Below are 23,584 nucleotides of genomic sequence, written 5' to 3'. Positions count from 1 at the left end.
TTATGTGCGCATAAAATTTCAAGTGGCCGTTTGAACAGGCGAGACGACGTGGTCGACATCCGCGGCAAGAAGGTGGGCGTGATCGGCGGCGGCGGCAACATCGCCATGGCGCTGTTCGCCGGCTGCGTGGCGCGCAGCGCGCCGCCCGGAGGCAATACGGTTTATACCGTTTATATTGTTTTATCGTATCGGCCCGCCGGCGCGGGGCGCAAAAAAGGGCGCCAGATGCGCCCTTTGTTTGGTGTGCCGGGGACCGTCTTATGCGGTGGCGGCGGGTTCGAAGGTGTCCGGCAGATGCTTGATGGCGTCGTGGCCGTGTTCCTGAACTTTGGCTTTGTATTTCATGACCTGGCGATCGAGCTTGTCGATCAGGGTGTCGATGGCGGCGTACAGGTCCTGCGACAGGCTCTCCACGTACACGGTCTTGCCCGACATGCGCAAATTGATTTCGGCCTTCTGGCGCTTCTCTTTCTCGGTGAGGTTATCTACGGTCAGGATGACAGCAATATCAATCACTTGATCGAAGTGGCGTTTGACGCGCTCCAGCTTGTTCTGCACGTATTCGCGGATCGCTGGGGTCACTTCGAGATGATGTCCACTGATGGTGAGATTCATACACACTCCTAAAGATGATGTCGCTGGCGGTTAGTGCCGCGCCCATTGCGGCCGGGCGCGCAGGAACCAGATAACTACAAAGATTTACGGAGACTGACTGGCGGGATCTTCAACGCTTCGCGATATTTGGCAACAGTCCGTCGCGCAATCACCATGCCTTGTTCTCCCAGCATGTCCGCAATCTTACTGTCGGATAAAGGATTTTTAGGGTCTTCTGCTCCTGTCAATTGCACGATCAGTGCCCGTATCGCCGTCGAGGAGGCTTCTCCCCCCGCTTCCGTGGCGACATGGCTACCGAAGAAATATTTCAACTCAAACATGCCATGCGGGGTCAGCATATATTTTTGAGTTGTTACCCGAGAAATAGTGCTCTCGTGTAGTCCCAGTGTATCAGCTATTTCGCGCAACACAAGGGGCCTCATGGCGACCGCGCCATGCGAGAAGAAATTCTTTTGCCGCTCCACGATCGCCTGCGCCACGCGCAGGATGGTGTCGAAGCGCTGGCGCATGTTCTTGATCAGCCACTTGGCCTCCTGCAGCTGGGCCCCCATGGCGCCCTCGCCCTTGCCCTGCTTGAGCAGGTTGGCGTACATGGCGTTCACGCGCAGGCGCGGCATCACGTCGTTGTTCAGGCTCACCTGCCAGCCGTTGCGGGCCTTCTTGACGATCACGTCCGGCACCACGTAGTCCGACACGTCCGACGCGAACGCGGCGCCCGGATGCGGATTGCACTGGCGGATCACGGCCTGGGCCTCGCGCAGGTCCTCCTCGTCGCACTGCAGGGCCTTCTTCAACTTGTTGAAGTCGCGCTGGGCGAACCAGGCCAGGTGCTGCTCGACGATGGTCAGCGCCATGCGCCGCGTCACCAGCGGCACGTGCGGCATGCGCTTGATCTGCAGCGCCAGGCATTCGGACGCGTTGCGCGCGCCCACGCCCACGGGGTCGAAACTTTGCAGCAGGGTCAAGGCGGTGTGCAGTTCCTCGGGCTCGATCGCCAGCTCCTCGGGCAGGCGCGCCAGGATCTCCTCCAGCGGCTCCTCCAGGTAGCCGTTCTCGTCGAGCGCGTCGATGATGATCTCCACCAGCGCCCGGTCGCGCGTCTCCAGCACCGTCACCCGCATCTGCTCCATCAGGTGCTCGCGCAGCGTGCAGTGGTTGGCCTCGAGCTGGGGCCGGGCGTCCTCGTCGTCGGAGGTCTTGGCGCGGCCGGCCTCGCCCCAGTCCATCTCGCCCTCGGGCGCGCCGTCGCCGTCGCCGCCCTCGTACGGTTCGGCCTCGGCCGGCGCGGCGGCGTCCTGCTGCTGGCCGGGCGGACCTTCGGGCGCCGCCTCGGCCGGCGCGCTCTGCTGGCTGATGGCGCCGTCGGCCAGCAGCCGCACCGAGTGGTCGAGCGGATCGTCGAGCCGCTCCAGCAGCGGATTATCGGTCAACAACTGTTCCAGTTCCTGGTGCAACTCCAGGGTGGACAATTGCAGCAGACGGATCGATTGCTGCAGTTGCGGGGTGAGCGCGAGGTGCTGCGAAGTGCGCAGTTGCAATGACTGTTTCATGGCTTGACTTACATACCTTACATACGGAAGTGTTCACCCAGATACACGCGACGCACCGACTCGTTGGCGATGATGTCGTCCGGCCGGCCTGACGCCAGTACCGTGCCCTGGTTGATGATATACGCGCGGTCGCAGATGCCCAGCGTTTCGCGCACATTGTGATCGGTGATCAACACGCCGATGCCGCGTTCCTTGAGGAAGCGCACGATGCGCTGGATCTCAATCACGGCGATCGGGTCGACCCCGGCGAAGGGTTCATCGAGCAGCACGAAGCGGGGGTTGGTGGCCAGTGCGCGCGCGATCTCGACCCGGCGCCGCTCGCCCCCGGACAGGGACAGCGCCGGATTGTCGCGCAGTTTCTCGATTTGCAGGTCGGCCAGCAGGGTATTGAGCCGTTCATCAATTTGCGCCTTGGATAAAGGCTTGCCGTTCACTTGCTGGATCTCCAGCACGGCGCGGATGTTCTCCTCCACCGTCAGCTTGCGGAACACCGACGCCTCCTGCGGCAGGTAGGACAGGCCCATCACGGCGCGCCGGTGGATCGGCAGCGACGAGATGTCGACGCCGGAGATGTCGATCGTGCCCGCGTCCGACGGCACCAGGCCGACGATCATGTAGAACGAGGTGGTCTTGCCGGCGCCGTTCGGCCCCAGCAGGCCCACCACTTCGCCGCACTCGACCTGCAGCGACACGTCGTGCACCACCTGGCGCTTGCCGTAGCTCTTTTGCAGACCGCGCACGATCAGGGTACTGCCGCAGCGTTGGGTCTCCATCGTCATTTCCCCGCCGGCGGCACGGACGCGGCCGGGGCCGCGCCCTTGTTGGACGGCTGGATCACCATGGTGCCGCGGCCGGCGCCGGGCTTGCTCTCGCCGCTGGCCGTGTTCTTGACGGCGAAGAATTCCTTGCGGCTGTCGTAGGAGATGAACTCGCCGCGCACCTCGTCGCTCGGCTTGCCCGCCTCCAGGCGCCGGATCTGGGCGTTCGAGAACAGCTTGACCAGTTCCGTCTTGCCGTCGTACTCGATGCGGTCGGCCTGGCCCTCGACCCACTGGTCGCCCTCGCCGTCGCGCTTCTGGCGGAACGTGGCGGGGGTGCCGGGGGTGCTGGTCATGGTCACGTACTGGTAGCCCTCAGGGTCTTCCTTCATCACGGCCTTGGGCGACTTCATCTGCAGGGTGCCGCGCGTGAGGATCACGTTGCCGATGGCGGTCTTGGTCTGCTTGACGTCGTCCACCTCGAGCTGGTCGAACTTGATTTCGGTGGGCTTGCTGGAGTCCGCCTTTTCCGCGTGGGCCAGCCCGGCCGCCGCCCACAACAGGGCGGCCGACAGGATAAATTTGTTCATTGCGAGTCCGTTCTATGTCAATGCGCCGCCCGCGGCGGCACGTGGATCTGGCCACGGCCGCCCAGCTGGATCTGGCGCGTGGCGTTGTCGGCCTTCATGCCGGTGCCGCTGGCGCTGGAGGCGCCCAGTTGCAGGGTGACCGGCTGGTCCGTTTCCATTTTCTCGTCGTCCGGGTACAGCGTCAGCGCGGACGTGTTCATCCGCATGGCCTGGCTGGTGGCCGTGGCCGGACGGTCGACCCGCACGTCGCCGCTTAGTTTGACGCGGCTGTTGTCCTGGTCCACGCGCGCCCGCTCGGCGCGCACGTTCATCGGCGGCTGGTCGCCCGACAGGCTGTGCACGGTCGGGCGCTCGACGTCGGACGAATCGTCGGCCGGGTGGTGGGTCAGCTTGTCGCCGGCGATGATGTAGCTGGGCTGGCCCGCCTGGTCCAGGCGCACGAAGCTGAAGCGCTCGATGATGTAATCGGGCTCGTTGCGGTGGCTGTCGGCCTCGGCCTGGCGGCCCGCCTGGTTGACCACCTGCACCAGCCAGAACGTGCCGAGCGCGAACGCCACCCCGAACAGCATGATCAGGGTCATGCGCCAGCGGTATGCCGTTTTCTTGTGCATGATGCCGCCTCAGACCAGGAACTGGGCCATGATCTTGTCGTAGTTGCCCTGCGCCCGCAGCAGGAATTCGCACACTTCGCGCACGGCGCCACGGCCGCCGGCCGCCTCCGTCACGTGGTGCGCGCGGCCGGTCACGTCGGCGCGGCCATTGGGCACGGCCACCGCGAAACCGACCCGGGTCAGGATCGGCAGGTCGACCACGTCGTCGCCGATGAAGCCCACCTGGTCGGCCGTCAAGCCCGTCTTCTCGAGCAGCGCGTTGAACGGGGTCAGCTTGTCGTGCCCGCCCTGGTGCAGGAAGGCGATGCCGAGGTCGGCCGCGCGCTTGACCACCTGCGGCGACACGCGCGCGCTGATGATGGCCGTCTGCACGCCCGACTCCTGCAGCAGCTTGATGCCGAGGCCGTCGTGCACGTTGAAGGTCTTCAGGGCCTCGCCGTCGGCGCCGTAGTGCAGGCTGCCGTCGGTCAGCACGCCGTCCACGTCGAAGATCATCAGTTTGACCTTGGCGGCGCGGGCCACGTTCTCCAGTTTGTAGGCTTCCTTCATCAGATCACCTTGGCGCGGGTCAGGTCGTGGATGTGCAGCGCGCCCACCAGCTTGCCCTGCTCGTCCACCACCAGCATCTGGTTGATGCGGAACTGCTCCATCACGGCCACCGCGTCCACCGCCAGCTTCTCGGCCGTGATGGTGCGCGGGTTCGGATGCATGACGTCGCGGATCACGACCCGGGTGAAGTCCTGCACCTTCTCGATCATGCGGCGCAGGTCGCCGTCCGTGAACACGCCGATCGGGCGCTCGTCGGCGTCGACGATGGCCGTCATGCCCATGCCCTTCTGGGTGATCTCCAGCAGCGCGTCGGTCAGCTTGACGTCGGCCGTCACGCGCGGCACGTCGGCGCCGCTGCGCATCACGTCGCGCACGTGGGTCAGCAGGCGCCGGCCCAGCGCGCCGCCCGGATGCGAGCGGGCGAAATCCTCCTCCTTGAAGCCGCGCAGGTCCAGCAGCGCCACGGCCAGCGCGTCGCCCAGCGCCAGCGTGACGGTGGTCGACGCCGTGGGGGCCAGGTTCAGCGGGCACGCCTCCTTGGCCACCGACACGTCCAGGTGCACGTCGGCCAGTTGCGCCAGGCTGGAGCCGGGTTTGCCCGTCATCGAGATCAGGGCGCTGCCCATGCGCTTGACGACGGGCAGGATGGCCATCAGTTCCGAGCTTTCGCCCGAGTAGGAGATGGCGATGAAGGCGTCGTCGGCCGTCACCATGCCCAGGTCGCCGTGGGCGGCCTCGGCCGGGTGCACGAACAGGGCCGGCGTGCCGGTCGAGGCCAGCGTGGCGGCGATCTTGCGCGCGATGTGGCCGGACTTGCCGATGCCGGACACGACGACCCTGCCCTTGCAGTTGAGCAGCAGCGACACCGCGCGGCCCACGCTGTCGTCCGTGGCCAGGCGCGCGTGCAGGGCGGCGATGGCGTCGCCTTCGATCTGCAGCGTCGCGCGGGCCAGTTCCAGCGCCCGGCTGGCGGTGGCGGGGTCAATTCGATCAAAAGCTTTCAGCATTGTTTTTTCATGGGTTACACTCATGCCGAAAGTATAGCCGAATTGGGTAAGCAAAAAACTTGCCAGTGGTAACAAAGGCTGACAAACAACGGAATCCCCTACCCATGATACGGAATTAAATGTTCTCATCCCTGGAACTGACTCTCTTGCTGCTGGGCGCGGCCGTGCTCGGCGTGGTCGCGTTTCGGATGATGCACATGCCCCCCATGCTCGGCTATCTGGCCGTGGGCATCCTGATCGGCCCGCACGCGCTGGGACTGGCAGAGCAGAACGAGGCCAGCCAGACGCTGGCCGAGTTCGGCGTCGTGTTCCTGATGTTCTCGATCGGGCTGGAATTCTCGACCGCCAAGCTGATGGCCATGCGCAATATCGTGTTCGGACTCGGCATGGCGCAGGTGGGGCTGACCATCGCGCTGGCCATGGGATTCGGCTGGGCCATCGGCCACGTGCTGCCGGCCAGCCTGCACCTGGGCTGGCAGGGCGCGCTGGCGCTGGGCGCGACGATGGCCATGTCGTCCACCGCCATCGTCTCGAAGATGCTGACCGAGCGGCTGGAGCTGGAGAGCGCCCATGGCCGCAAGATCATCGGCATCCTGCTGTTCCAGGATCTGGCCGTGGTGCCGCTGCTGATCCTGCTCCCGTCGCTGACCGAGCAGCCCGACCGCCTGCTCGAGACGCTGGGCTGGGCCGCGGTGAAGGCGGTGGTCGTGCTGGCGCTGCTGCTGCTGCTGGGCCAGAAGCTGATGCGCGGCTGGTTCACCATCGTCGTCAAGCGGCGCTCGCAGGAACTGTTCATGCTCAACCTGCTGCTGGTGACGCTGGGCGCGGCCTGGATCACGGAGCGGGCCGGCCTGTCGCTGGCGCTGGGCGCGTTCGTGGCCGGCATGCTGATCTCGGAGACCGAATACAAGCACCAGGTGGAGGAGGACATCAAGCCGTTCCGCGACGTGCTGCTGGGGCTGTTCTTCATCACCATCGGCATGCTGCTCAACGTGCGCCTGGTGCTCGAGAACTGGTGGCTGGTGCTGCTGTTGCTGGTGGGCCCGGTGCTGCTCAAGTTCGCGCTGATCGCCGGGCTGGCCAAGCTGTATGGATCCACCGACGGCGTGGCCCTGCGCACCGGCCTGGCGCTGGCCCAGGCCGGCGAATTCGGCTTCGTGCTGCTGAACCTGGCCGGCGAAAGCCATTTGCTGGCGCCCGACGTGATGCAGGTGGTGCTGGCGTCGATGGTGCTGTCGATGCTGGCCGCGCCGTTCATCATCGCCAAGTCGGACCAGATCGTGATGAAGGTGTCGAGCAATGAATGGATGATGCAGTCGCTGGCGCTGACCAAGATCGCCAGCCGCACCATGTCGACCCAGAAGCACGTGCTGCTGGCCGGCTTCGGGCGCAGCGGCCAGAGCCTGGCCACGCTGCTGGGCGAGGAGAAGATCGCCTACCACGCGCTGGACCTGGACCCGGAGCGGGTGCAGGAGGCGCAGACGGCCGGCGCCAACGTGTCCTACGGCGACGCGGCCCGGCGCGAGAGCCTGGTGGCGGCCGGCATCTACCGCGCCAGCGCCGTCGTCATCACCTACGCCAGCACGCCGTCGGCGCTCAAGGTGCTGCACCTGGTGCACGAGCTGGCGCCCACCCTGCCCGTGATCGTGCGCGCCCACGACGACACCGACCTGGACCGGCTGAAGGCGGCCGGCGCCACCGAGGTGGTGCCGGAACTGATGGAGGGCAGCCTGATGCTGGCCTCGCACGCGCTGGTGATGCTGGGCGTGCCGCTGCGGCGCGTGGTGCACCGGGTGCAGACGGCGCGCGAGGAACGCTACGCCTCGCTGCGCGGCTACTTCCACGGCGCCAGCGACAGCGGCGAGGAGGCCGACCTGGTGCGCCTGCATTCGGTCACGCTGGGCGAAGGGGCGGCCGCCATCGGCAAGTCGCTGGGCGAGCTCCATCTGGAGGACACGGGCGCCGAGGTGGCCAGCATCCGGCGCGGCATGGGCCGGCTGGACGTGGAACCGCAGACCATCCTGGCACCCGACGACGTGGTGGTGGTGCGCGGCGCGGCGGACGCCGTGACCCGGGCGGAGAACCGTTTGCTGCGCTGAGCGGCGCGGCGCTTGCCGCGCCTACGCCGGCAGGTGCCGGATCACACGGTTGCGCCCGGCCGCCTTGGCCTGGTACAGGGCGCCGTCCGCGCGCGCGAGCAGGTCGCGCGCCACCAGCTCCGGCTCGCCCGCTGCCTGCCCGGGATCGAGACAGGCCACGCCGATCGACACGGTGACGGACAGGCGCACCTCCTGCGTCAGGCTGATCAGGGTGCCGGCGATGCTGGCGCGGATGCGCTCGGCCACGAAGGCTGCGCTGTCGAGCTCGGCGTCGATCAGCAGCACCACGAATTCCTCGCCGCCGAAACGGGCCAGCGCGTCCGACAGGCGCAGCTCGTCCTTGATGCGGCCCGCGACCTCGCGCAGCACGTCGTCGCCGCCCTGGTGGCCGACGGTGTCGTTGACGCGCTTGAAGTGGTCGATGTCGATGAACATCAGCGAGATCGGGTAGCGCTGGCGCCGCGCGCGCGCGATCTCCTCCAGCAGCCGCCGGTCCAGGTAGCGCCGGTTGTAGACGCCCGTCAGCGAATCGGTCAGGCCGATGTACTTGAGCATCTCGTTGCTGATCACGTTCTCCAGGCAGATGGCGATGATCGAGGCCATGTGCTCGATGAAGTCGGTGCCCAGGCTGGGCGTGAAGCGGGTCGGGTCCACGCTGCCCAGGTTGAGGCAGCCGATGATGCGCTTGTTGCGCATCAGCGGCACCAGCGCCACGCTTTGCAGGGCGGCCGGCGCGTTGGGGAACGGCAGCGCGTGGCGCACCGGATCGTACATGCCCAGCAGCGGCTTGGGCGCCGGCGTGGCGGCGTTGCGCCGGCCCAGGTCGAAGCCCAGCTCGTCGACCTGCTCGACGAAGATCAGCTCGGGGAAATCGGCGAACACCACGTCCAGCTTGCCCATCACGGTGCGGATGTCGGCATCCTCGTCGATCAGCGTCAGCGTCACGCTTTCGAGCTCGGAGATCGCGGGCAGGTTGCGGAAGATGGTGCCCACCAGTTCGGGGAAGGTGGCGGCGCCCACGATGTCGAGGTCGAACGCCTGGTGGCGGCACATGATGGCGTGGTTGCGCTCGGCCTGCTCCAGCAGATAGGCCATGCGCGCGCGCAGCGCCTGGTTCTCCGCCGCCAGCTCGCTGGCCCGCGTGGCCGGATCAGCGTGGGACGGCATCGCGCCGGTGACAGTGTGCGTCATAAAAACCAACCCTTACTCGATAGCGACTACGTCCGGTGACCATGCCGGATCGTTGCGAATATACTCATCCAGCAAGTTACAACATTACGCCAAGAAAGGGAGGTTGGAAATGCTAAAAAGTAAATTCAGTTACAAAAACGCCAATTCGACATCGACTTCCTGGCCCAGCCGTATGCGCTGGCCGGCGCCGGCCACGACGATGGCGTTCATGCCGAAGCAGATCGCGCCGTCGAGCTCGGGCTTGGCGCGGTAGCTGCGCAGCAGGTCCACCGGGTCGGGGCCGATCTCGGCCGTGTCCTGGTCCACGGACGGGATCGGGCAGCGCGAGCACGGCTTGACGGGCCGCAGCTCCGCCTCGCCCAGCCGGTAGGCGGCCGCGTAGTCCTCCTCGAACGCTTCAAGGCCGGCGATGACGAGGTTGGGACGGAAGCGGTTCATGGGCACGGCGTCACGGCCGGCCGCCACCAGGCGCGCGTTGAGGTCGTCGAGCGAGGCGGCGCCGGCCACCAGCACCGGGTAGGCGTCCGAGAACAGCGTGGTGGCGGCCACGCCCCGGGTCCATTTCTCGCTGACCTTGCGCAGCGCGTCCGCGTGGAAGCGCACCAGGCGGCACGGCACGCCGATGGCGTTGCTGAACCAGGCGGCCGTCAGCGCGTCGCAGTCGTAGGCCAGCACGCTGTCGTCCCACACCTGCACGGTGCGCGCGACGGCGTCGTCGGGATGGGGCAGGCCCAGCGGAATCTCCAGCCGCAGCATGCCGGGCGCGCGCAGCTCCAGCGTGTCGCCCTTCAGGCGCGGCACGATCAGGGCCATGCGCGGATGCTCGCGCTGGGTCATGAAGCGCCCTTCCCCATCGACCACCATCCATTCGCGGTCGTAGATGTGCTGGGTCATCAGACCCGACTCGGTCAGCGTCGCCTCCTGCAGCGGCAGGCCGGCGCAGGATTTGATCGGATAGAGGGTGATGGCGGTCAGCGTCGGCATACGGAAGGTGGCAGCGCGGCGCGCGCTGCGGCAAAGTTGTGCAAAAGTGAAGTATGGCAGAAAGCGCACGAGGTGTCAGACCGTGCGGCCCGACACCCGGACTACCTTGCTCCGCCGGGGCGGCGGAACGCGGATGCTTACGCTTCGGACTTGGCGTCCGGCTTGCGCGGACGACGGCCGCGCGGCTGGGGTTTGCGGGCTGGCTTGGCGGGCGCTTCCGCCTCGTGCGCGGCGGCCGCTGGCGCGTCCGGCGCGGACTGGACTTCGGCTGCCGGTGCCGCCACCTCCACCACCTCCGCCGCTGGCTTGGCCTTGCCCTTGGCCTTGGCCGCAGGCTTCTTGCCGGTGGCGGCGGCCTTGGCGGCACGGGCCCCCTTGGCCGGCTTGGCGGCTTTGGCTGGTTTGGCCTCGCCGGCCTGCTCCGCACTGGCGTCCGTCATCGGCTGGGCCGATGGCGCGTCCACCACCTCGGCGGCCTGCTGCACCGGCGCCGCCGCATCTTCGGCCAGTGCCGGCGAATGGGCCGCCACCGCGTCGAGCGCCGCGCTGGCCGCTGCCTTGCCGCCCTTGCGCTCGGCCTGCTTGCGGCCGCCGCGCTTGCCACGGCCATGACGGCCTTCCTGGCGCGGCTCGACCACTTCCGCCTCGATGATGTCGGCTTCGTCGATCACGTCGTCCGCGTCGGCGGAGGTCAGCACTTCGACCAGCTCCACCACTTCCACCACGTCCACCGTGTCGAACGGTTCCGCGTCCAGCACTTCCGGCTCGGCGTCCATCACCAGTTCCGAGGCGCTTTCGTCGGCGCGCTCGGCGCGCTCGGCATGGCGGCCGGACTGGCCACGGCCACGGCCGCGACCACGGCGGCCATCCTGACGGCCTTCATGGCGCGGCGCTTCCCCCGCGTCCGCCGCCGGCATGGCCTCGGCCGCGCCGGCGCCCTCCGCCAGCGCGTGGCCGTTGGCGGCGCCGCTGCTGCGGTACACATAGGCACCCGATTTTTCATCGCGGCCGAATTCCAGCAGGCCACGGGCGCGCGCTTCCTCCAGCAGGTTGCCGAAGGTGCGGAAGCCGTAGTACGACTCGCTGAAGTCGGGCTTGCGGCGCTTGATCGCCTCCTTCAGCACGGAGGCCCAGATCTTGCCGCTGTCGCCGCGCTCGGACACCAGCGCGTCGAAGGTGCCGACCACGATCTCCATGGCCTGGTTGCGGCGCTTTTCCATGTCCTCGCGGCGGCGCGTCTCCTCCTCCGGCGTGCGCTTGACGGCCGGCTGCGCATCGCGCGAATCGCGCTTGGCGGCGCGGCGGCTTTCGCGCACCAGGTCGTCGTAGAAGATGAACTCATCGCAGTTGGCCACCAGCAGGTCGGAGGTGGATTGCTTGACGCCCACGCCGATCACCTTCTTGGCGTTCTCGCGCAGTTTCGACACCAGCGGCGAGAAATCGGAGTCGCCCGAGATGATGACGAAGGTGTCCACGTGCGACTTGGTGTAGCACAGGTCGAGCGCGTCGACCACCATGCGGATGTCGGCCGAGTTCTTGCCGGACTGGCGCACGTGGGGGATTTCGATCAGCTCGAAGTTCGCCTCGTGCATGGGGGCCTTGAAGCCCTTGTAACGGTCCCAGTCGCAGTAAGCCTTCTTGACGACGATGCTGCCCTTGAGCAGCAGCCGTTCCAGCACCGGCTTGATGTCGAACTTGTCGTAATTGGCGTCGCGCACGCCGAGCGCCACGTTTTCAAAATCGCAGAACAGCGCCATGCTGACGTTATCGTTGGGGGAAGCCATGTGGGATGTGTTTTTCTAGTGAGGAGAGTGGGGCCGGCGCAGCGTCGCGCCTATGACGATGCGGCGATTATACCGAACTGGCCTGGCGGTGTTGGGGTATGCGGTCCTTGGCCGGCAAAACAATCACCGTAAGTGGACAATTGCTTTTAAACCACAGCTCGTATAAATTCCCACGTAGAAATTAACTTGGCGTACTAGTAAGCCATTTTGGCAATCCCGCCCTTCGCTTACCATGCCTCCATGTTATCCACCCGCTGACCTTATCCAGAGAAGAATGGCATGCGCAATTCCCACACTCCCCCCGTCCGTCCGCCGCGTTTGCGCGCCTTGGCGCCCATGCTGCCGCTGGCCGCGCTGCTGGCCGGTTGCGGCACCACCTACACGGTCGACGACGGCAGCCCGGTCGACGAAAAACTGCTGGCCCGCATCCGCACCTATGGCAAGGGCCAGCAGGCGCTGCGCCCCGGCATCATCAAGACGGCCGAACTGAAGGACAAGGAGTGCAGCACGCAGTACGAACTGCCGTTCGTGACGGCGTCGTCGTACAACCTGCCCAAGGAAAAGAAGATCGCGTGGGTGCGCGGGCTGCGCGTGGACGAGCGCCTGACCGTGATCGCGGCCACGCGCGATTCGGGCCTGTCGCTGGGCGACCACATCGAGGAAGTGGACGGCTATTCCAAGGCCGACACGGCCAAGATGCTGGAAGAACTCAACAGCCTGCGCGACGACGGCCGCCCGTTCAAGCTCACCCTGGCCGGCGGACGCAAGATCACCGTCACGCCGGTCGAGGTGTGCCGGGGCCATGTCAACGTGGCCGCGCCCGAGGCCACCGAGGCGCAAAGCTACCACTGGCTGCAAAGCACGCACCCGCTGGACCTGTACACGCAGGACCTGAGCGCCGACGAGGCGTTGTGGATGGTGCTGTGGACGCAGGGCCTGTCCGAGGAGGCGGGCGCGCGCATGAAGGTCTACCACTACGGCATGAAGATCGTCAAAACCGGCATCACCCTCGCCAGCGTGGTGAGCGGCGTGGGCGCCGTCGCCAACTCGGCCAACGCGGCCGCGGCGGCGGCGGCCAGCGCCCAGGCCAGCCGCGCCGCCGGCCAGGCCGCGCTGCAGGCGGCGGCCAAGGTGGCGGCGGACGAGGCGGCCGCCTCGCTGCGGGCCAAGGCGCAGAACGCGCTGCTGACGGTGGCGCGCAGCCAGGCGCAATCGGTCGCCATCGATTCGCTCAAGGCCGCCAGCGTGTTCCGCGATAGCCTGAGCGGCGTGTCATGGGTGGCCGGCACCGGCTTCTACATGGCCGACCAGTGGGCGATCGACCGCATGGCCAAGCTGGGCGGAGATCCGATCGCCGCCTACACGCTGCACTACAAGCTGGCCTCGAAAGCGATGGCGCAGAACGCGTTCGTGTTCGACGACGAGCGCATGAAATGGATGATGGCCTACGCCGACAAGAGCGGCAATGCCGAGCGCGTGCAACTGGCCCTGAACGGTGAAGACCCGAACGGGCCGATCACCTACGCCGTCGCCAACACGGTCGATCCGAACGCGGTGGAGACGTATGTGTCGGACGCGCCGCTGCCCGGCACGGCGGCCGCCGCCGTGGTGGCCGCCGCCACCGCGCCCACCATCCGCGTGGAGGCTGGCGACGCCGTGATCGAAGGCGCGTTCGTCCTCGACGCCAACCAAAGCACGTACACGGGCAACGGCAAGGTATCGTGGGCCAACGGCGATGTGTACGTGGGCGACCTGGCGGCCGGCTACCGCACCGGGACCGGCCGCATGGAGTGGGCCAACGGCGACCGCTACGAAGGCCAGTGGCGCTCCAACCTGCGCCACGGCAGGGGCACGCTGACGTGGAAGAACGGCGATAGCTGGAGCGGCCTGTTCCGCGAGGATGAGCGCACGGAGGACGGCACGCTGTCGCGCAACAGCGTCAAGCCGGACGTGCCGGCGACGGAGAAGGACGCATAAGCAGCGTCCCTGCTGTCGCGCGCGATGGCTTCAGCTTGCGCTTGACTCATCAGGTAAACCTTATGGGTTTTCCAATGGGGCAAAATACTGGCCGAAGAAAAAACAAGCCGCGTCGTACGCGGCTTGTTTTTATAGCGGTACCGGCGGTGTGACGCCAGCGATCATAAAGCGGATCAGACGTTGAACAGGAAGTTCAGCACGTCGCCATCCTTGACCACGTATTCCTTGCCCTCGGCGCGCATCTTGCCCGCCTCCTTGGCGCCGGCCTCGCCCTTGTAGGCGATGAAGTCGTCGTAGGAGATGGTCTGGGCGCGGATGAAGCCGCGTTCGAAGTCGGTGTGGATCACGCCGGCCGCCTGCGGCGCCGTGTCGCCCGTGTGGATGGTCCAGGCGCGCACTTCCTTCACGCCGGCCGTGAAGTAGGTCTGCAGGCCCAGCAGCTTGTAGGCGGCGCGGATCAGACGGTCCAGGCCCGGTTCTTCCATGCCCATGTCGGCCAGGAAGGCGGTCTTGTCGGCGTCGTCCAGGTCGGCGATCTCCGATTCGATGGCGGCGCAGATGGCCACGATGGGCGCGTTCTGCGCGGCGGCGAACTTGGTCAGCTGGTCCAGCAGCGGGTTGTCGGTGAAGCCGGTGTCGGACACGTTGGCCACGTACATGGCCGGCTTGGCCGTGATCAGGCACAGCGACTTGATCAGCGCCATCTCGTCGGCGTCCAGGCCCATGGTGCGCACCGGCTTGCCTTCGTTCAGGTGCGGCATCAGGCGTTCGCACAGGGCCACCAGCTTGGCCGCGTCCTTGTCGCCGGAGCGGGCCTTCTTGTTCTCGCGGTGGATGGCTTTTTCCACGGTGCCCATGTCGGCCAGGGCCAGCTCGGTCTGGATCACTTCGATGTCGTCCAGCGGGCTGATCTTGCCGGCCACGTGGATCACGTTGTCATCCTCGAAGCAACGCACGACGTTAACGATGGCATCGGTCTCGCGGATGTGCGACAGGAACTGGTTGCCCAGGCCTTCACCCTTGGACGCGCCCGCCACCAGGCCGGCGATGTCGACGAATTCGACGATGGCGTTGACCATGCGCTCGGGCTTGACGATCTCGGCCAGCGCGGCCATGCGCGGATCGGGCACTTCCACCACGCCCACGTTGGGTTCGATGGTGCAGAACGGGTAGTTTTCGGCCGGGATGCCGGCCTTGGTCAGGGCGTTGAACAGAGTGGACTTGCCGACGTTGGGCAGGCCGACGATGCCGCATTGGAGACTCATGAAAAACCTTTAATTATCAATCATGCCGGCGAGCGGCACTGAAAAACGGCCGGCGAGGCGGCGTTTGCTGGAAATTGTGCTGTTTTGCAGCGTTCAAGGGTCAATTGTAACTCTGACGACTGCGCTATTCAAAAAAATACCCGACAATGGGCGCTAAAATGAAAGTTTTATTCACCAAACAGGAAATCGCATGATCTTGCGTAACGCCGGACGGGAGCAATTCCGCCACTTCATGACTATCCCCACGCGGTGGATAGATAATGACCAATATGGCCACGTCAACAACGTCGTCTACTACAGCTATTTCGACACGGCCGTGAACCAGTTCCTGATCGAACGGGGCGTGCTCGACATCCACAACGACCAGCTGGTCGGCTATGTGGTCGACAGCGCGTGCGCCTACTTCAGCCAACTGTCCTTCCCCGACCTGCTGCACGTGGGCCTGCGCGTGAGCAAGCTGGGCAACTCCAGCGTGCGCTACGAGATCGGCATCTACCGCAACGACGAGCCGGTGCCGGCCGCCGCCGGCCACTTCGTGCACGTGTACGTGGACCGCGCCACCAACAAGCCCGTCACCATCCCCGACAACGTGCGGGCCGTCCTGGCCACGCTGTAAAGGGGAGCGATCTGGGGTATCCTGTTGCCACCCAAAAACAGGAGATCCCCGATGCCGCTTTCCCCCACCCGCGCCAAGCTGGCTACCACCGCCCTGCTCGCCAGCCTGATCGGCTGCGCGCTGTGCAGCGTTCCCGCACTGGCCGCCGCGCCCGCCACGGCCGCCGCGCAATCGCCCGCGCAACAGAAGCTGAGCCAGCTGGCCGACGCCTTCTACCAGGCCCGCGCCCGCTTCGATCCGCTGCTGTATGCGACGGCCAACGGCGACAGCCGCTACGACGACCAGATCGGCACGAAGATCGTGCCCAGGGCGCGCGCCAGACAGTTCGCGCTGTACCACCGCATGCAGCGGCAATTGCGCGCCATCCCGCGCGCCGCGCTGGCCGACAAGGATCAACTGAACTACGATCTGCTGGGCTACGAGCTGCAATGCGCGCTGGACCTGGCGCCGTTCCCCGAGCATCTGCTGCCGCTGGACCAGATGGACAACGTCCCCAGCACGCTGGCCAATTACGCGGGCGGCACGGGGTCGCAACCGCTGTCCACGCCGAAGCAGTACGACGCCTACCTGAGCCGCCTGACCCAGCTGCCCGGCTGGATAGACCAGGCCATCGCCAATATGCGTGAAGGCATGCGCACCGGCGTCGTGCAGCCGAAGGCGATCACGCAGGCCATGCTGCCGCAGTTCCAGCAACTGCGCAGCGCCACGCCGGAAGCGAGCATCTTCTACACGCCGATCAAGAACCTGCCGGCCGATTTCTCCGCCGCCGACAAGCAACGCCTGACCACGGCCTACCGCCAGCTGATCGAAACCAGGCTGGCGCCGGCGCTCGAGCGCCTGAGCACCTTCCTGGAAAAGGACTACCTGCCCGCCAGCCGCGCCAGCACCGGCTGGAGCGCCTTGCCGAACGGCGCCGCCTGGTACCAGGCCCGCATCAAGGACGCCACCAACCTGCCGCTGACGCCGGACGCGGTGCACGCGCTGGGCTTGAAGGAAGTGGCCCGCATCCAGCAGCAACTGGTCGAACTCGGTCCCAAGCTCGGTTACGACGGCCCCGCCAGCGGCCTGCCGCAATGGGTCAGCGCGCAAGCGAAGTACAAGCCGTTCACGACGGACGCGCAGGTGCTGGACGCCTACCGCAAACTCAACGACAAGGTGCTGGAAAAGCTGCCCACCTATTTCAGCCTGCTGCCCAAGGCCAAGCTCGATCTGCAGCTGGAGCCGGAGCTGACCCGCGCCACCGCGTCGGACCACTACACGCCGGTGGCGGCCGACGGTTCCCACCCCGGCGTGTTCTGGCCGGTGGTGAACGATGCGCGCCAGTACAGCACCGTCAGCATGGTCAGCCTGTTCCTGCACGAAGGTTTGCCGGGCCACCACCTGCACGCGGCGCTGCTGAAGGAATTGCCGCTGCCGGACTTCCGCAAGTTCAACACGGAGAACCCGAACAGCGCGGCGTTCACGGAGGGCTGGGCCTTGTACAGCGAGACGCTGGGCAAGCAGTTCGGCCTGTATGAGCAGCCGGAGTTCTACTACGGCCACCTGAACCTGGAGATGCTGCGCGCGGTGCGGCTGGTGGTGGACACGGGCATGCACGCCCAGGGCTGGACGCGCGAGCAGGCGATCCGGTACGCGATGGACACGCTGGGCTACAGCGAGGGCAATGCCCGCAACCAGATCGAGCGCTACATGGCCATGCCGGCCCAGGCGCTCAGCTACAAGATCGGCGCGCTGAAAATTCTTGAGCTGCGCGATCGCGCGCAGCAGGCACTGGGCGACAAGTTCAGCTATCCGGCCTTCCACGCCGTCGTGATCGGCGACGGCACGCTGCCGCTGCCTATCCTGGAGGCGCGGGTGGACCGCTGGATCGCGGCCGCCAAGCAAGCGAAGTAGACGCTGTCGAATGTCGTTCCCGCGCAGGCGGGAACGACGTGACTGTTTCCTGTCGCGCTTGCTGTATCAGGCCGTATGCAACTTCATGGTGGCCGCCTCGAATTTGCCCTCGCAAATCTGCGGCATCACCAGCAGGCTCTTGTCGATGGCCTGCTCGATCAGTTCCTGGTCTTCGCGGCGTGGGCGGTGCAGCACGAAGTCGGCAACCTGTTGTTGCAGGCTCAGCGAACGGGGATGGCCGATGCCGAGCCGCAGCCGCCAGTAGTCCTGCGTGCCCAGCGCGGCCGTGATGTCCTTCAGGCCGTTGTGGCCGCCGGCCGAGCCGCCCTTCTTGAGCCGCGCCACGCCCGGCATCAAGTCGAGCTCGTCGTGCACGACCAGCACTTCGTCCGGCGCGATCTTGTAGAAGCGGGCCAGCGCGCCGACCGACTGGCCGGATCGGTTCATATAGGTTTGCGGCTCCAGCAGCCACACTTCCTGGCCGGCGATGGCGGTCTTGGCCACCAGCGCGTTGAAGCGCGTTTCGCGCTGCAGGCGCGCGCCGGGCAGGCTGTTGGCCAGGTTGTCGACCAGCCAGAAGCCGGCGTTGTGGCGGGTTTGTTCGTATTCGGGGCCGGGGTTGCCGAGGCCGACGATCAGGCGGATGGGCATGGCGTTTCTATCGTTATCAGGTTTCAATGCGCGTCGAAGCCGCGCCGTAAAAAAACCCGCCAGGCTCGCGCCGGCGGGTTTTTCATTTACCTCCGCATCGCTGCGGCGTAAAGATTACTTCTTGCCTTTGGCGGCTGGCTTTTCTTCAGCTTCAGGGGCGGCGGCTGCTTCGGCAGCAACGTGGCCGGCTGGCACGGAAGCGGTGGCGACGGTCAGGTTCGAACCGTGGGTCACGGCGGTCACGCCGGCTGGCAGGGTCAGGTCGCCGATGTGCACGGAGTGGCCGACGTCCACGTTTGCCAGGTCAACGGTGATGAACTCTGGCAGGTCTTTCGGCAGGCACGACACTTCGATCTCGTTCAGCACGTGGCTGATGTTGGCGCCGTGCAGCTTGACGGCTGGCGACACGTCGGCGTTCACGAAGTGCAGCGCGACTTTCATGTGCACTTTGGCGTTGGCGTCAACGCGCTGGAAGTCAGCGTGCAGGACCAGTTGTTTGTATGCGTGGACTTGGAAGTCGCGCAGCAGCACTTGCTGGACTTGACCGTCGATTTCCAGATCCAGGATCGACGAGTGGAACGCTTCTTTTTTCAGCGCGTGGTACAGGGCGTTGTGGTCCAGGGAGATGGTCACTGGGGCTTCGGTGCCACCGTAGACGATGCCTGGGGTCTGGCCGGAATTACGCAGGCGGCGGCTCGCTCCGGAACCTTGCAATTCGCGTTTGAATGCGACAACTTTCATGTGATACTCCAAAAAATACAGGGCTCGCGCCCCGTGTTAGGAAGCGCCCCGCGACCAGGGCGCCTCGAGAATGAGCAAAACGCTCATGAATCCGGAAAAGCACAACGGCGCTCCGGCTCGAAAGCCAGGCGCCGCCGGTGTTGCTGATGCTGTCGTCTATCTTAGTCGATAAACAGGGAGATCACGGAATCGCCCTTGATGATGCGTTTGAACGTCTCGGCCAGCAGCGGTGCGCAGGTCAGCTGGCGGATCTTGCCGCAAGCCTTGGCCGCGTCCGACAGCGGGATGGTGTCCGTCACCACCAGTTCATCCAGCGACGAGCTGGTGATGCGGTCGATGGCGGGACCGGACAGCACGGCGTGGGTGCAGTAGGCGATCACTTTCTTGGCGCCGCGCTCTTTCAGCACTTCCGCCGCCTTGACCAGGGTGCCGGCCGTGTCGACCATGTCGTCCATGATCACGCAGTTGCGGCCTTCCACCTCACCGATGATGTTCATCACTTCGGACACGTTGGCCTTGGGACGGCGCTTGTCGATGATGGCCAGGTCGCAACCGAGGCGCTTGGCCAGCGCGCGCGCGCGCACCACGCCGCCGACGTCGGGCGAGACCACCAGCAGGTCCTGGTAATTCTTCTTCTGCAGGTCGCCCAGCAGAATCGGCGAAGCGTAGATGTTGTCGACCGGGATGTCGAAGAAGCCCTGGATCTGGTCCGCGTGCAGGTCCATGATCAGGACGCGCTCGACGCCCGCTTCTTCCAGCATGTTGGCGACCACCTTGGCCGAGATGGCCACGCGCGCCGAACGCGGGCGGCGGTCCTGGCGGGCATAACCGAAGTAAGGGATGGCGGCCGTGATGCGGCCAGCCGATGCGCGTTTCAGAGCGTCAACCATCAGGATCAGTTCCATCAGGTTGTCGTTGGTCGGAGCGCAGGTCGATTGCAGCACGAACACGTCCTTGCCACGGACGTTTTCGTTGATTTCAACCATCACTTCGCCGTCCGAGAACTTCGAGACGTTCGCCTTGCCGAGTGGAATGCCGAGGTTTTTTGCGACTCCTTCTGCCAACGCAGGATTAGCGTTGCCGGTAAAAACCATCAGGTTTTCGTAAGCCATTGGGAGTCCCAGAGATAGAGTGTGAAAATTTTTGAAAAGTCGCCAGCGGCAAGTCCGCGTGGCGCTGTACTATGAATGAACCGCGTGGGCGGTATCATCTGCCTTTCCCCTGGCTGGAGGCCAACTTCGCCTCGACAGAACCGCAGAGAAAATGAATGGCAGGGGAACAAGGATTCGAACCTTGGTATGCCGGAATCAAAATCCGGTGCCTTAACCAGCTTGGCGATTCCCCTACGCAACTGACTGCTTGTCGTTACATGCCCGGCATTCTACCGGAAACTTCACGCTAAGCCAAATCTTTTTTCCTACTCACAACAAGCTGGCGATGGGATGCTTGTCCAGTGCTTTGGCTTTCCAGGCAACCCACTTGGCAGGCACATTGCTGAGCACCGCGTCCGCTTCGACTTCACTGCCGACCGCACAAAACACACAAGCTCCGGAGCCAGTCATCCTGGCGTCGCCGTAAGCAGCGAGCCATTCGATCGCCTCGGCTACCGGCGGGAACAACTGCGTTGCCACTTGCTGCAAATCGTTTCTTCCGTACCCCTTCAAACTTGTTTGTTTTTCGAGGTGGCTGGAAAAGTCCGTTATTATGATGGGCGGCGTGTCCCTTGTCAAATGTTCCGAGCAAAAAATTTTCGCGGTCGGCACCGCCACGCCCGGCTCGATCACCACGTACCAGCAATCGGGCGCGCGCACCGGCTGCAGGGCCTCGCCCACGCCTTCGGCGAACGCGGTCTGGCCGAAGATGAAGAACGGGATGTCGGCGCCCAGCGGCAGGCCCAGCGCCATCAACTCTTCGCGCGTCAACCCGGCCCGCCACAAATGGTTGAGCGCCATCAGCGTGGTGGCCGCGTCGGACGAGCCGCCGCCAAGGCCGCCGCCCATCGGCAATCGCTTGTCGATGGCGATGTCGACGCCGGGCGGCAAGGCGCCCGTGCGGCGCTGCACCTCGGCCTGCAGCAGCAAGGCCGCGCGGATGATCAGGTCCTGCTGCTCGGGCACGCCGGCCACGTCCGTCACGCGGTGGATCTCGTGGTCGCCGCGCAGCGTGTAGTGCAGCGTGTCGCCATGGTCGATCAGCTGGAACACGGTTTGCAGCAGATGGTAGCCATCGGCGCGGCGGCCGTTCACGTGCAGGAACAGGTTCAGTTTGGCCGGGGCCGGGCAATTATTCAGGCTTTGCATGTCTTGAGAGGGATCGGATAGGTTCAACCGGGCGCGCCACACCATTCTTTAAAATGTGTGACGTCCCCTATTTCTCTTCGGGGGCGTCGATGACGATGCGGATCTGCATGTCCTCCAGGCCGCCCACGGCGCCGCGCGCCAGGTCGATGCGGCGCGGCCGGGGCACGGCGGCGCCGTCGTCCTGCCACGACACGTAGTCGAGCCGCCAGCCGTCGCGCGTGGTCACGCTGCTGTGCGCGGGACTGGCCGTGTAGCGGCGGCCGTCGGCGGCCGTGGCGTGGCCTTGCAGCCAGTCGCGCAGGCCGGACACGGGCAAGGTCCAGCCCAGCGCCTGCGCGCTCAGGCTGTCGATGTCGTCGGCCACGCGCGGCGCCTTGCCCGCCTCCGTCAGGCTGGCGTAGCCGGGCGCGACGGTGATGGTGGCGATGGTCGAGCCCAGCGGCGAGGCCAGGCTGACGTCGGTGCGGTCGGCCGTCTGCAGCCAGTTGAACTTGCCCGACAGCGTTTCGCGCTTGCCATCCTTGCTGTAGTTGACGGACAGGCGGCCATTGAGTTCGATGGCGGCCCGGTAAGGCGCGACGGCGGCGGTCGACAGCGGCGCGGACGGCGTGGCGCAGCCGGCCAGCACGGCGCATGCGGCCAGCGCGGCCAGCGGGAGGCGAAGTTCGATCATCGGTGCTTACAGGTTCTGGTTCAGGCGCGCCAGCGTGTTCCTGAGCGCGTCGTTCTTGGGGTCTTTGGCCTTGGCTTCCGACCACATCTTGCGCGCGCCCGCCTGGTCGCCCTTGACCCACAGCACCTCACCGAGGTGGACGGCGATCTCGGGATCGTTGCGCAGCGCGTAGGCGCGGCGCAGCATCTGCTCGGCCTCCTCCAGATGGCCAAGCCGGAACTGCACCCAGCCCATGCTGTCCATGATGAAGGGGTCGCCGGGCGCCATCTTGAGCGCCTTGTCGATCAGCGCGAACGCTTCCGTCAGGCGCACGTTGCGCTCGGCCAGCGAATAGCCGAGCGCGTTGAGCGCGTGGTGGTTGTCGGGCACCGTCTCGATCACCTGGCGCAGGCTCTTTTCCATCACATCGAGCTCGCCCAGTTTTTCCGCCGCCAGCGCGAAGTCGTACAGCAGGTCGGCGTTGTCGGGGAAGCGCTTGAGGCCGTTCTTCAGCACCGTGAACGCGGTGCGGCTGTCGCCGGCGTCGCGCAGGATCTGGGCGTCGGTCTGGATGATCTGGGCCTGCTCCACGGGGTCCGACGTCTGCAGCGCGTCGAGCTGCTTGCGGGCCTCGTCCACCTCGCCCTTGCGGGCCGTGAGCTGGGCCCGTTTCAGGCGGGCCGTGAGGTAGACGCGGCTGTCGTTCGTCTCCACCTTCTCCAGCCACTGCGCGGCGGCGTCGAAGTCGCCGCGCTCCTCGGCCAGCTGCGACAGGATCATCAGCACCTTGGACGGGTCGCGCTCATCGGACGGATGGTCGCCCAGCACGGCCATGAAGCGCTTGAAGTAATCCTCGGCGCCGGCCAGGTCCTGGCTTTGCATGGCCGTCACGCCCAGCGCGTACAACGTGGCGAGGTTGTCGGGCTGGTCCTTGAGCAGCACTAGGAACTGCTTGCGCGCCTCGTCGTACTGCTTGTTGTCGACCAGGATGCGGGCGTAGGCCGCGCGCACTTCGCGCGCGCCCGGACGGCGCGCCAGGAAGCCTGTCAGCACCTTGACCGCGCCTTCCACGTCGGGCGCCACCTGGGCCTGGGTCAGTACGGCCAGCTCGGAGTCGGGCCGCAACTTCAACGCGGCGGCCGCCTCGGCGCGGGCGCGCTCGCTGTCGTTGTTGGCGAAGGCGCTCTGGGCCAGGATCAGGTGGGCTTCCAGCATGTCGCCATACGGCGCCAGCACGCGTTCGGTGAGCGCGTAGGCGGCCGCCTTGTCCTTGGCGCGCAGCAGGAACTGCTGCATCTGGAACATGGCCAGGCCGCGCGCGGCCGGCGCGGCCGCCTGCAGGCGCTGGGCGAAGATCTGCTCCGCCTCCGACAGGTCGTCGTTGACGACGGCGAAGCCCAGGAAGTACTGCACCGCTTCCTCCGAATGGGGCGCCAGTTCGCGCCACAGGCGGATCGCGGCCAGCGCTTCCGGGCCCTGCTTGGCCGTGAGCGCCATTTCCGCCGCGCGCTTGGCCAGCCGCGGGTCGCGCGTTTGCTGGGCCAGCGTCATCAACGTCATGTACGGGCCCTGCCACTGGCCGCGTTTGAACTCCAGTTCCGCCTTGGTCAGCTTGTACAACATGTCGCTGGTCAGCTCCACGCCGGGCAGCGCGTCCTCGGCCGGGGCGGCGGCGGGCGCGGCCGGTTCCGGCGACGGCGGCGCGGCCCCCTCCACCGGGGCGCGCGGCGCGACGGCGCACGCCGACATGA

21 protein-coding genes and 1 tRNA gene are annotated in these 23,584 nt (G+C 66.0%); 4 read left to right on the top strand and 18 right to left on the bottom strand.

Features of this window, described 5'->3' with window-relative positions; translation table 11 throughout:
• Positions 1 to 258: 258 nt before the first annotated feature.
• The 7 genes from hpf to AC1RQG_RS02265 form a co-directional block, all read right to left on the bottom strand.
• Entirely contained in the window at positions 259 to 615 is a 357-nt protein-coding gene (hpf, locus tag AC1RQG_RS02295; RefSeq protein ID WP_493127867.1) for a ribosome hibernation-promoting factor, HPF/YfiA family, read from the bottom strand.
• A gap of 74 nt (positions 616 to 689) precedes the next feature.
• The gene (locus AC1RQG_RS02290) at positions 690 to 2,165 is read right to left on the bottom strand and encodes an RNA polymerase factor sigma-54 (protein ID WP_493127865.1); all 1,476 of its coding nucleotides are present in this window, start codon (positions 2,163 to 2,165) and stop codon (positions 690 to 692) included.
• A gap of 17 nt (positions 2,166 to 2,182) precedes the next feature.
• Entirely contained in the window at positions 2,183 to 2,938 is a 756-nt protein-coding gene (lptB, locus tag AC1RQG_RS02285) for an LPS export ABC transporter ATP-binding protein (protein ID WP_182217570.1), read from the bottom strand.
• A 2-nt stretch (positions 2,939 to 2,940) separates the two neighbouring features.
• Positions 2,941 to 3,513: a lipopolysaccharide transport periplasmic protein LptA gene (gene lptA, locus AC1RQG_RS02280; protein WP_493127862.1), complete on the bottom strand. Its 573-nt coding sequence runs from the start codon at positions 3,511 to 3,513 to the stop codon at positions 2,941 to 2,943.
• A gap of 17 nt (positions 3,514 to 3,530) precedes the next feature.
• Positions 3,531 to 4,124 (bottom strand): LPS export ABC transporter periplasmic protein LptC, encoded by a 594-nt coding sequence (lptC, locus tag AC1RQG_RS02275; RefSeq protein ID WP_493127861.1) that lies wholly within the window; start codon positions 4,122 to 4,124, stop codon positions 3,531 to 3,533.
• 9 nt (positions 4,125 to 4,133) lie between these two features.
• Positions 4,134 to 4,673: a KdsC family phosphatase gene (locus AC1RQG_RS02270; protein ID WP_493127859.1), complete on the bottom strand. Its 540-nt coding sequence runs from the start codon at positions 4,671 to 4,673 to the stop codon at positions 4,134 to 4,136.
• Positions 4,673 to 5,680: a KpsF/GutQ family sugar-phosphate isomerase gene (locus tag AC1RQG_RS02265; protein ID WP_493127857.1), complete on the bottom strand. Its 1,008-nt coding sequence runs from the start codon at positions 5,678 to 5,680 to the stop codon at positions 4,673 to 4,675. The genes AC1RQG_RS02270 and AC1RQG_RS02265 overlap by 1 nt, the downstream gene beginning before the upstream one ends.
• Before the next feature lie 119 nt (positions 5,681 to 5,799).
• On the opposite strand from AC1RQG_RS02265, the gene AC1RQG_RS02260 reads away from it, so the two are divergent.
• Positions 5,800 to 7,779, top strand: a complete 1,980-nt coding sequence (locus tag AC1RQG_RS02260) for a monovalent cation:proton antiporter family protein (RefSeq protein ID WP_493127854.1) — start codon at positions 5,800 to 5,802, stop codon at positions 7,777 to 7,779.
• Positions 7,780 to 7,800: 21 nt separating this feature from the next.
• Here AC1RQG_RS02260 and AC1RQG_RS02255 read toward each other — a convergent pair whose 3' ends face one another.
• The 3 genes from AC1RQG_RS02255 to AC1RQG_RS02245 all read right to left on the bottom strand — a co-directional run bounded on the left by AC1RQG_RS02255 (position 7,801) and on the right by AC1RQG_RS02245 (position 11,738).
• Positions 7,801 to 8,970: a GGDEF domain-containing protein gene (locus AC1RQG_RS02255; protein WP_493127852.1), complete on the bottom strand. Its 1,170-nt coding sequence runs from the start codon at positions 8,968 to 8,970 to the stop codon at positions 7,801 to 7,803.
• Positions 8,971 to 9,099: 129 nt separating this feature from the next.
• Positions 9,100 to 9,954 (bottom strand): MOSC domain-containing protein, encoded by an 855-nt coding sequence (locus AC1RQG_RS02250; protein WP_493127850.1) that lies wholly within the window; start codon positions 9,952 to 9,954, stop codon positions 9,100 to 9,102.
• A gap of 137 nt (positions 9,955 to 10,091) precedes the next feature.
• Entirely contained in the window at positions 10,092 to 11,738 is a 1,647-nt protein-coding gene (locus tag AC1RQG_RS02245) for an NYN domain-containing protein (protein ID WP_493127848.1), read from the bottom strand.
• 279 nt (positions 11,739 to 12,017) lie between these two features.
• On the opposite strand from AC1RQG_RS02245, the gene AC1RQG_RS02240 reads away from it, so the two are divergent.
• Complete coding sequence (locus AC1RQG_RS02240; protein ID WP_493127846.1) at positions 12,018 to 13,715, top strand: MORN repeat-containing protein; 1,698 nt, start codon at positions 12,018 to 12,020, stop codon at positions 13,713 to 13,715.
• Between the two features lie 173 nt (positions 13,716 to 13,888).
• Here AC1RQG_RS02240 and ychF read toward each other — a convergent pair whose 3' ends face one another.
• Complete coding sequence (ychF, locus tag AC1RQG_RS02235) at positions 13,889 to 14,980, bottom strand: redox-regulated ATPase YchF (RefSeq protein WP_493127844.1); 1,092 nt, start codon at positions 14,978 to 14,980, stop codon at positions 13,889 to 13,891.
• Positions 14,981 to 15,170: 190 nt separating this feature from the next.
• Between ychF and AC1RQG_RS02230 the strand changes: the two genes are divergently transcribed.
• Positions 15,171 to 15,596: an acyl-CoA thioesterase gene (locus AC1RQG_RS02230; protein WP_493127842.1), complete on the top strand. Its 426-nt coding sequence runs from the start codon at positions 15,171 to 15,173 to the stop codon at positions 15,594 to 15,596.
• Between the two features lie 51 nt (positions 15,597 to 15,647).
• The gene (locus AC1RQG_RS02225) at positions 15,648 to 17,489 is read left to right on the top strand and encodes a DUF885 domain-containing protein (RefSeq protein WP_493127840.1); all 1,842 of its coding nucleotides are present in this window, start codon (positions 15,648 to 15,650) and stop codon (positions 17,487 to 17,489) included.
• A 66-nt stretch (positions 17,490 to 17,555) separates the two neighbouring features.
• Here AC1RQG_RS02225 and pth read toward each other — a convergent pair whose 3' ends face one another.
• The 7 genes from pth to AC1RQG_RS02190 form a co-directional block, all read right to left on the bottom strand.
• On the bottom strand, positions 17,556 to 18,140 hold the full coding sequence (pth, locus tag AC1RQG_RS02220) for an aminoacyl-tRNA hydrolase (RefSeq protein ID WP_493127838.1): 585 nt from the start codon (positions 18,138 to 18,140) through the stop codon (positions 17,556 to 17,558).
• Positions 18,141 to 18,254: 114 nt separating this feature from the next.
• Positions 18,255 to 18,881, bottom strand: coding sequence for a 50S ribosomal protein L25/general stress protein Ctc (locus AC1RQG_RS02215; RefSeq protein ID WP_493127836.1), 627 nt, complete (start codon positions 18,879 to 18,881; stop codon positions 18,255 to 18,257).
• Positions 18,882 to 19,042: 161 nt separating this feature from the next.
• Entirely contained in the window at positions 19,043 to 19,993 is a 951-nt protein-coding gene (locus tag AC1RQG_RS02210; RefSeq protein WP_493127834.1) for a ribose-phosphate pyrophosphokinase, read from the bottom strand.
• Between the two features lie 156 nt (positions 19,994 to 20,149).
• Positions 20,150 to 20,226: transfer RNA gene (locus AC1RQG_RS02205), tRNA-Gln, on the bottom strand.
• Positions 20,227 to 20,302: 76 nt separating this feature from the next.
• Positions 20,303 to 21,181 carry a 4-(cytidine 5'-diphospho)-2-C-methyl-D-erythritol kinase gene (gene ispE / locus AC1RQG_RS02200; RefSeq protein ID WP_493127832.1) on the bottom strand — a complete coding sequence of 293 codons (879 nt, stop codon included), beginning with the start codon at positions 21,179 to 21,181 and terminating at the stop codon, positions 20,303 to 20,305.
• Between the two features lie 67 nt (positions 21,182 to 21,248).
• Positions 21,249 to 21,854, bottom strand: coding sequence for a lipoprotein insertase outer membrane protein LolB (lolB, locus tag AC1RQG_RS02195; RefSeq protein WP_493127830.1), 606 nt, complete (start codon positions 21,852 to 21,854; stop codon positions 21,249 to 21,251).
• Between the two features lie 6 nt (positions 21,855 to 21,860).
• Positions 21,861 to 23,582 (bottom strand): tetratricopeptide repeat protein, encoded by a 1,722-nt coding sequence (locus AC1RQG_RS02190; RefSeq protein ID WP_493128224.1) that lies wholly within the window; start codon positions 23,580 to 23,582, stop codon positions 21,861 to 21,863.
• Positions 23,583 to 23,584: the final 2 nt, after the last annotated feature.

This window comes from Rugamonas sp. GW822-FHT03B10 (assembly GCF_058801745.1).
The sequence above is the reverse complement of the archived record's forward strand: the minus strand, read 5'-3'. Positions and strand labels throughout refer to the sequence as shown.

Coding starts and splice junctions, on each gene's coding strand:
- hpf (WP_493127867.1), bottom strand. CDS start 615: ATGAATCTCACCATCAGTGGACATCATCTCGAAGTGACCCCAGCGATC.
- AC1RQG_RS02290 (WP_493127865.1), bottom strand. CDS start 2,165: ATGAAACAGTCATTGCAACTGCGCACTTCGCAGCACCTCGCGCTCACC.
- lptB (WP_182217570.1), bottom strand. CDS start 2,938: ATGGAGACCCAACGCTGCGGCAGTACCCTGATCGTGCGCGGTCTGCAA.
- lptA (WP_493127862.1), bottom strand. CDS start 3,513: ATGAACAAATTTATCCTGTCGGCCGCCCTGTTGTGGGCGGCGGCCGGG.
- lptC (WP_493127861.1), bottom strand. CDS start 4,124: ATGCACAAGAAAACGGCATACCGCTGGCGCATGACCCTGATCATGCTG.
- AC1RQG_RS02270 (WP_493127859.1), bottom strand. CDS start 4,673: ATGAAGGAAGCCTACAAACTGGAGAACGTGGCCCGCGCCGCCAAGGTC.
- AC1RQG_RS02265 (WP_493127857.1), bottom strand. CDS start 5,680: ATGCTGAAAGCTTTTGATCGAATTGACCCCGCCACCGCCAGCCGGGCG.
- AC1RQG_RS02260 (WP_493127854.1), top strand. CDS start 5,800: ATGTTCTCATCCCTGGAACTGACTCTCTTGCTGCTGGGCGCGGCCGTG.
- AC1RQG_RS02255 (WP_493127852.1), bottom strand. CDS start 8,970: ATGACGCACACTGTCACCGGCGCGATGCCGTCCCACGCTGATCCGGCC.
- AC1RQG_RS02250 (WP_493127850.1), bottom strand. CDS start 9,954: ATGCCGACGCTGACCGCCATCACCCTCTATCCGATCAAATCCTGCGCC.
- AC1RQG_RS02245 (WP_493127848.1), bottom strand. CDS start 11,738: ATGGCTTCCCCCAACGATAACGTCAGCATGGCGCTGTTCTGCGATTTT.
- AC1RQG_RS02240 (WP_493127846.1), top strand. CDS start 12,018: ATGCGCAATTCCCACACTCCCCCCGTCCGTCCGCCGCGTTTGCGCGCC.
- ychF (WP_493127844.1), bottom strand. CDS start 14,980: ATGAGTCTCCAATGCGGCATCGTCGGCCTGCCCAACGTCGGCAAGTCC.
- AC1RQG_RS02230 (WP_493127842.1), top strand. CDS start 15,171: ATGATCTTGCGTAACGCCGGACGGGAGCAATTCCGCCACTTCATGACT.
- AC1RQG_RS02225 (WP_493127840.1), top strand. CDS start 15,648: ATGCCGCTTTCCCCCACCCGCGCCAAGCTGGCTACCACCGCCCTGCTC.
- pth (WP_493127838.1), bottom strand. CDS start 18,140: ATGCCCATCCGCCTGATCGTCGGCCTCGGCAACCCCGGCCCCGAATAC.
- AC1RQG_RS02215 (WP_493127836.1), bottom strand. CDS start 18,881: ATGAAAGTTGTCGCATTCAAACGCGAATTGCAAGGTTCCGGAGCGAGC.
- AC1RQG_RS02210 (WP_493127834.1), bottom strand. CDS start 19,993: ATGGCTTACGAAAACCTGATGGTTTTTACCGGCAACGCTAATCCTGCG.
- ispE (WP_493127832.1), bottom strand. CDS start 21,181: ATGCAAAGCCTGAATAATTGCCCGGCCCCGGCCAAACTGAACCTGTTC.
- lolB (WP_493127830.1), bottom strand. CDS start 21,854: ATGATCGAACTTCGCCTCCCGCTGGCCGCGCTGGCCGCATGCGCCGTG.
- AC1RQG_RS02190 (WP_493128224.1), bottom strand. CDS start 23,582: ATGTCGGCGTGCGCCGTCGCGCCGCGCGCCCCGGTGGAGGGGGCCGCG.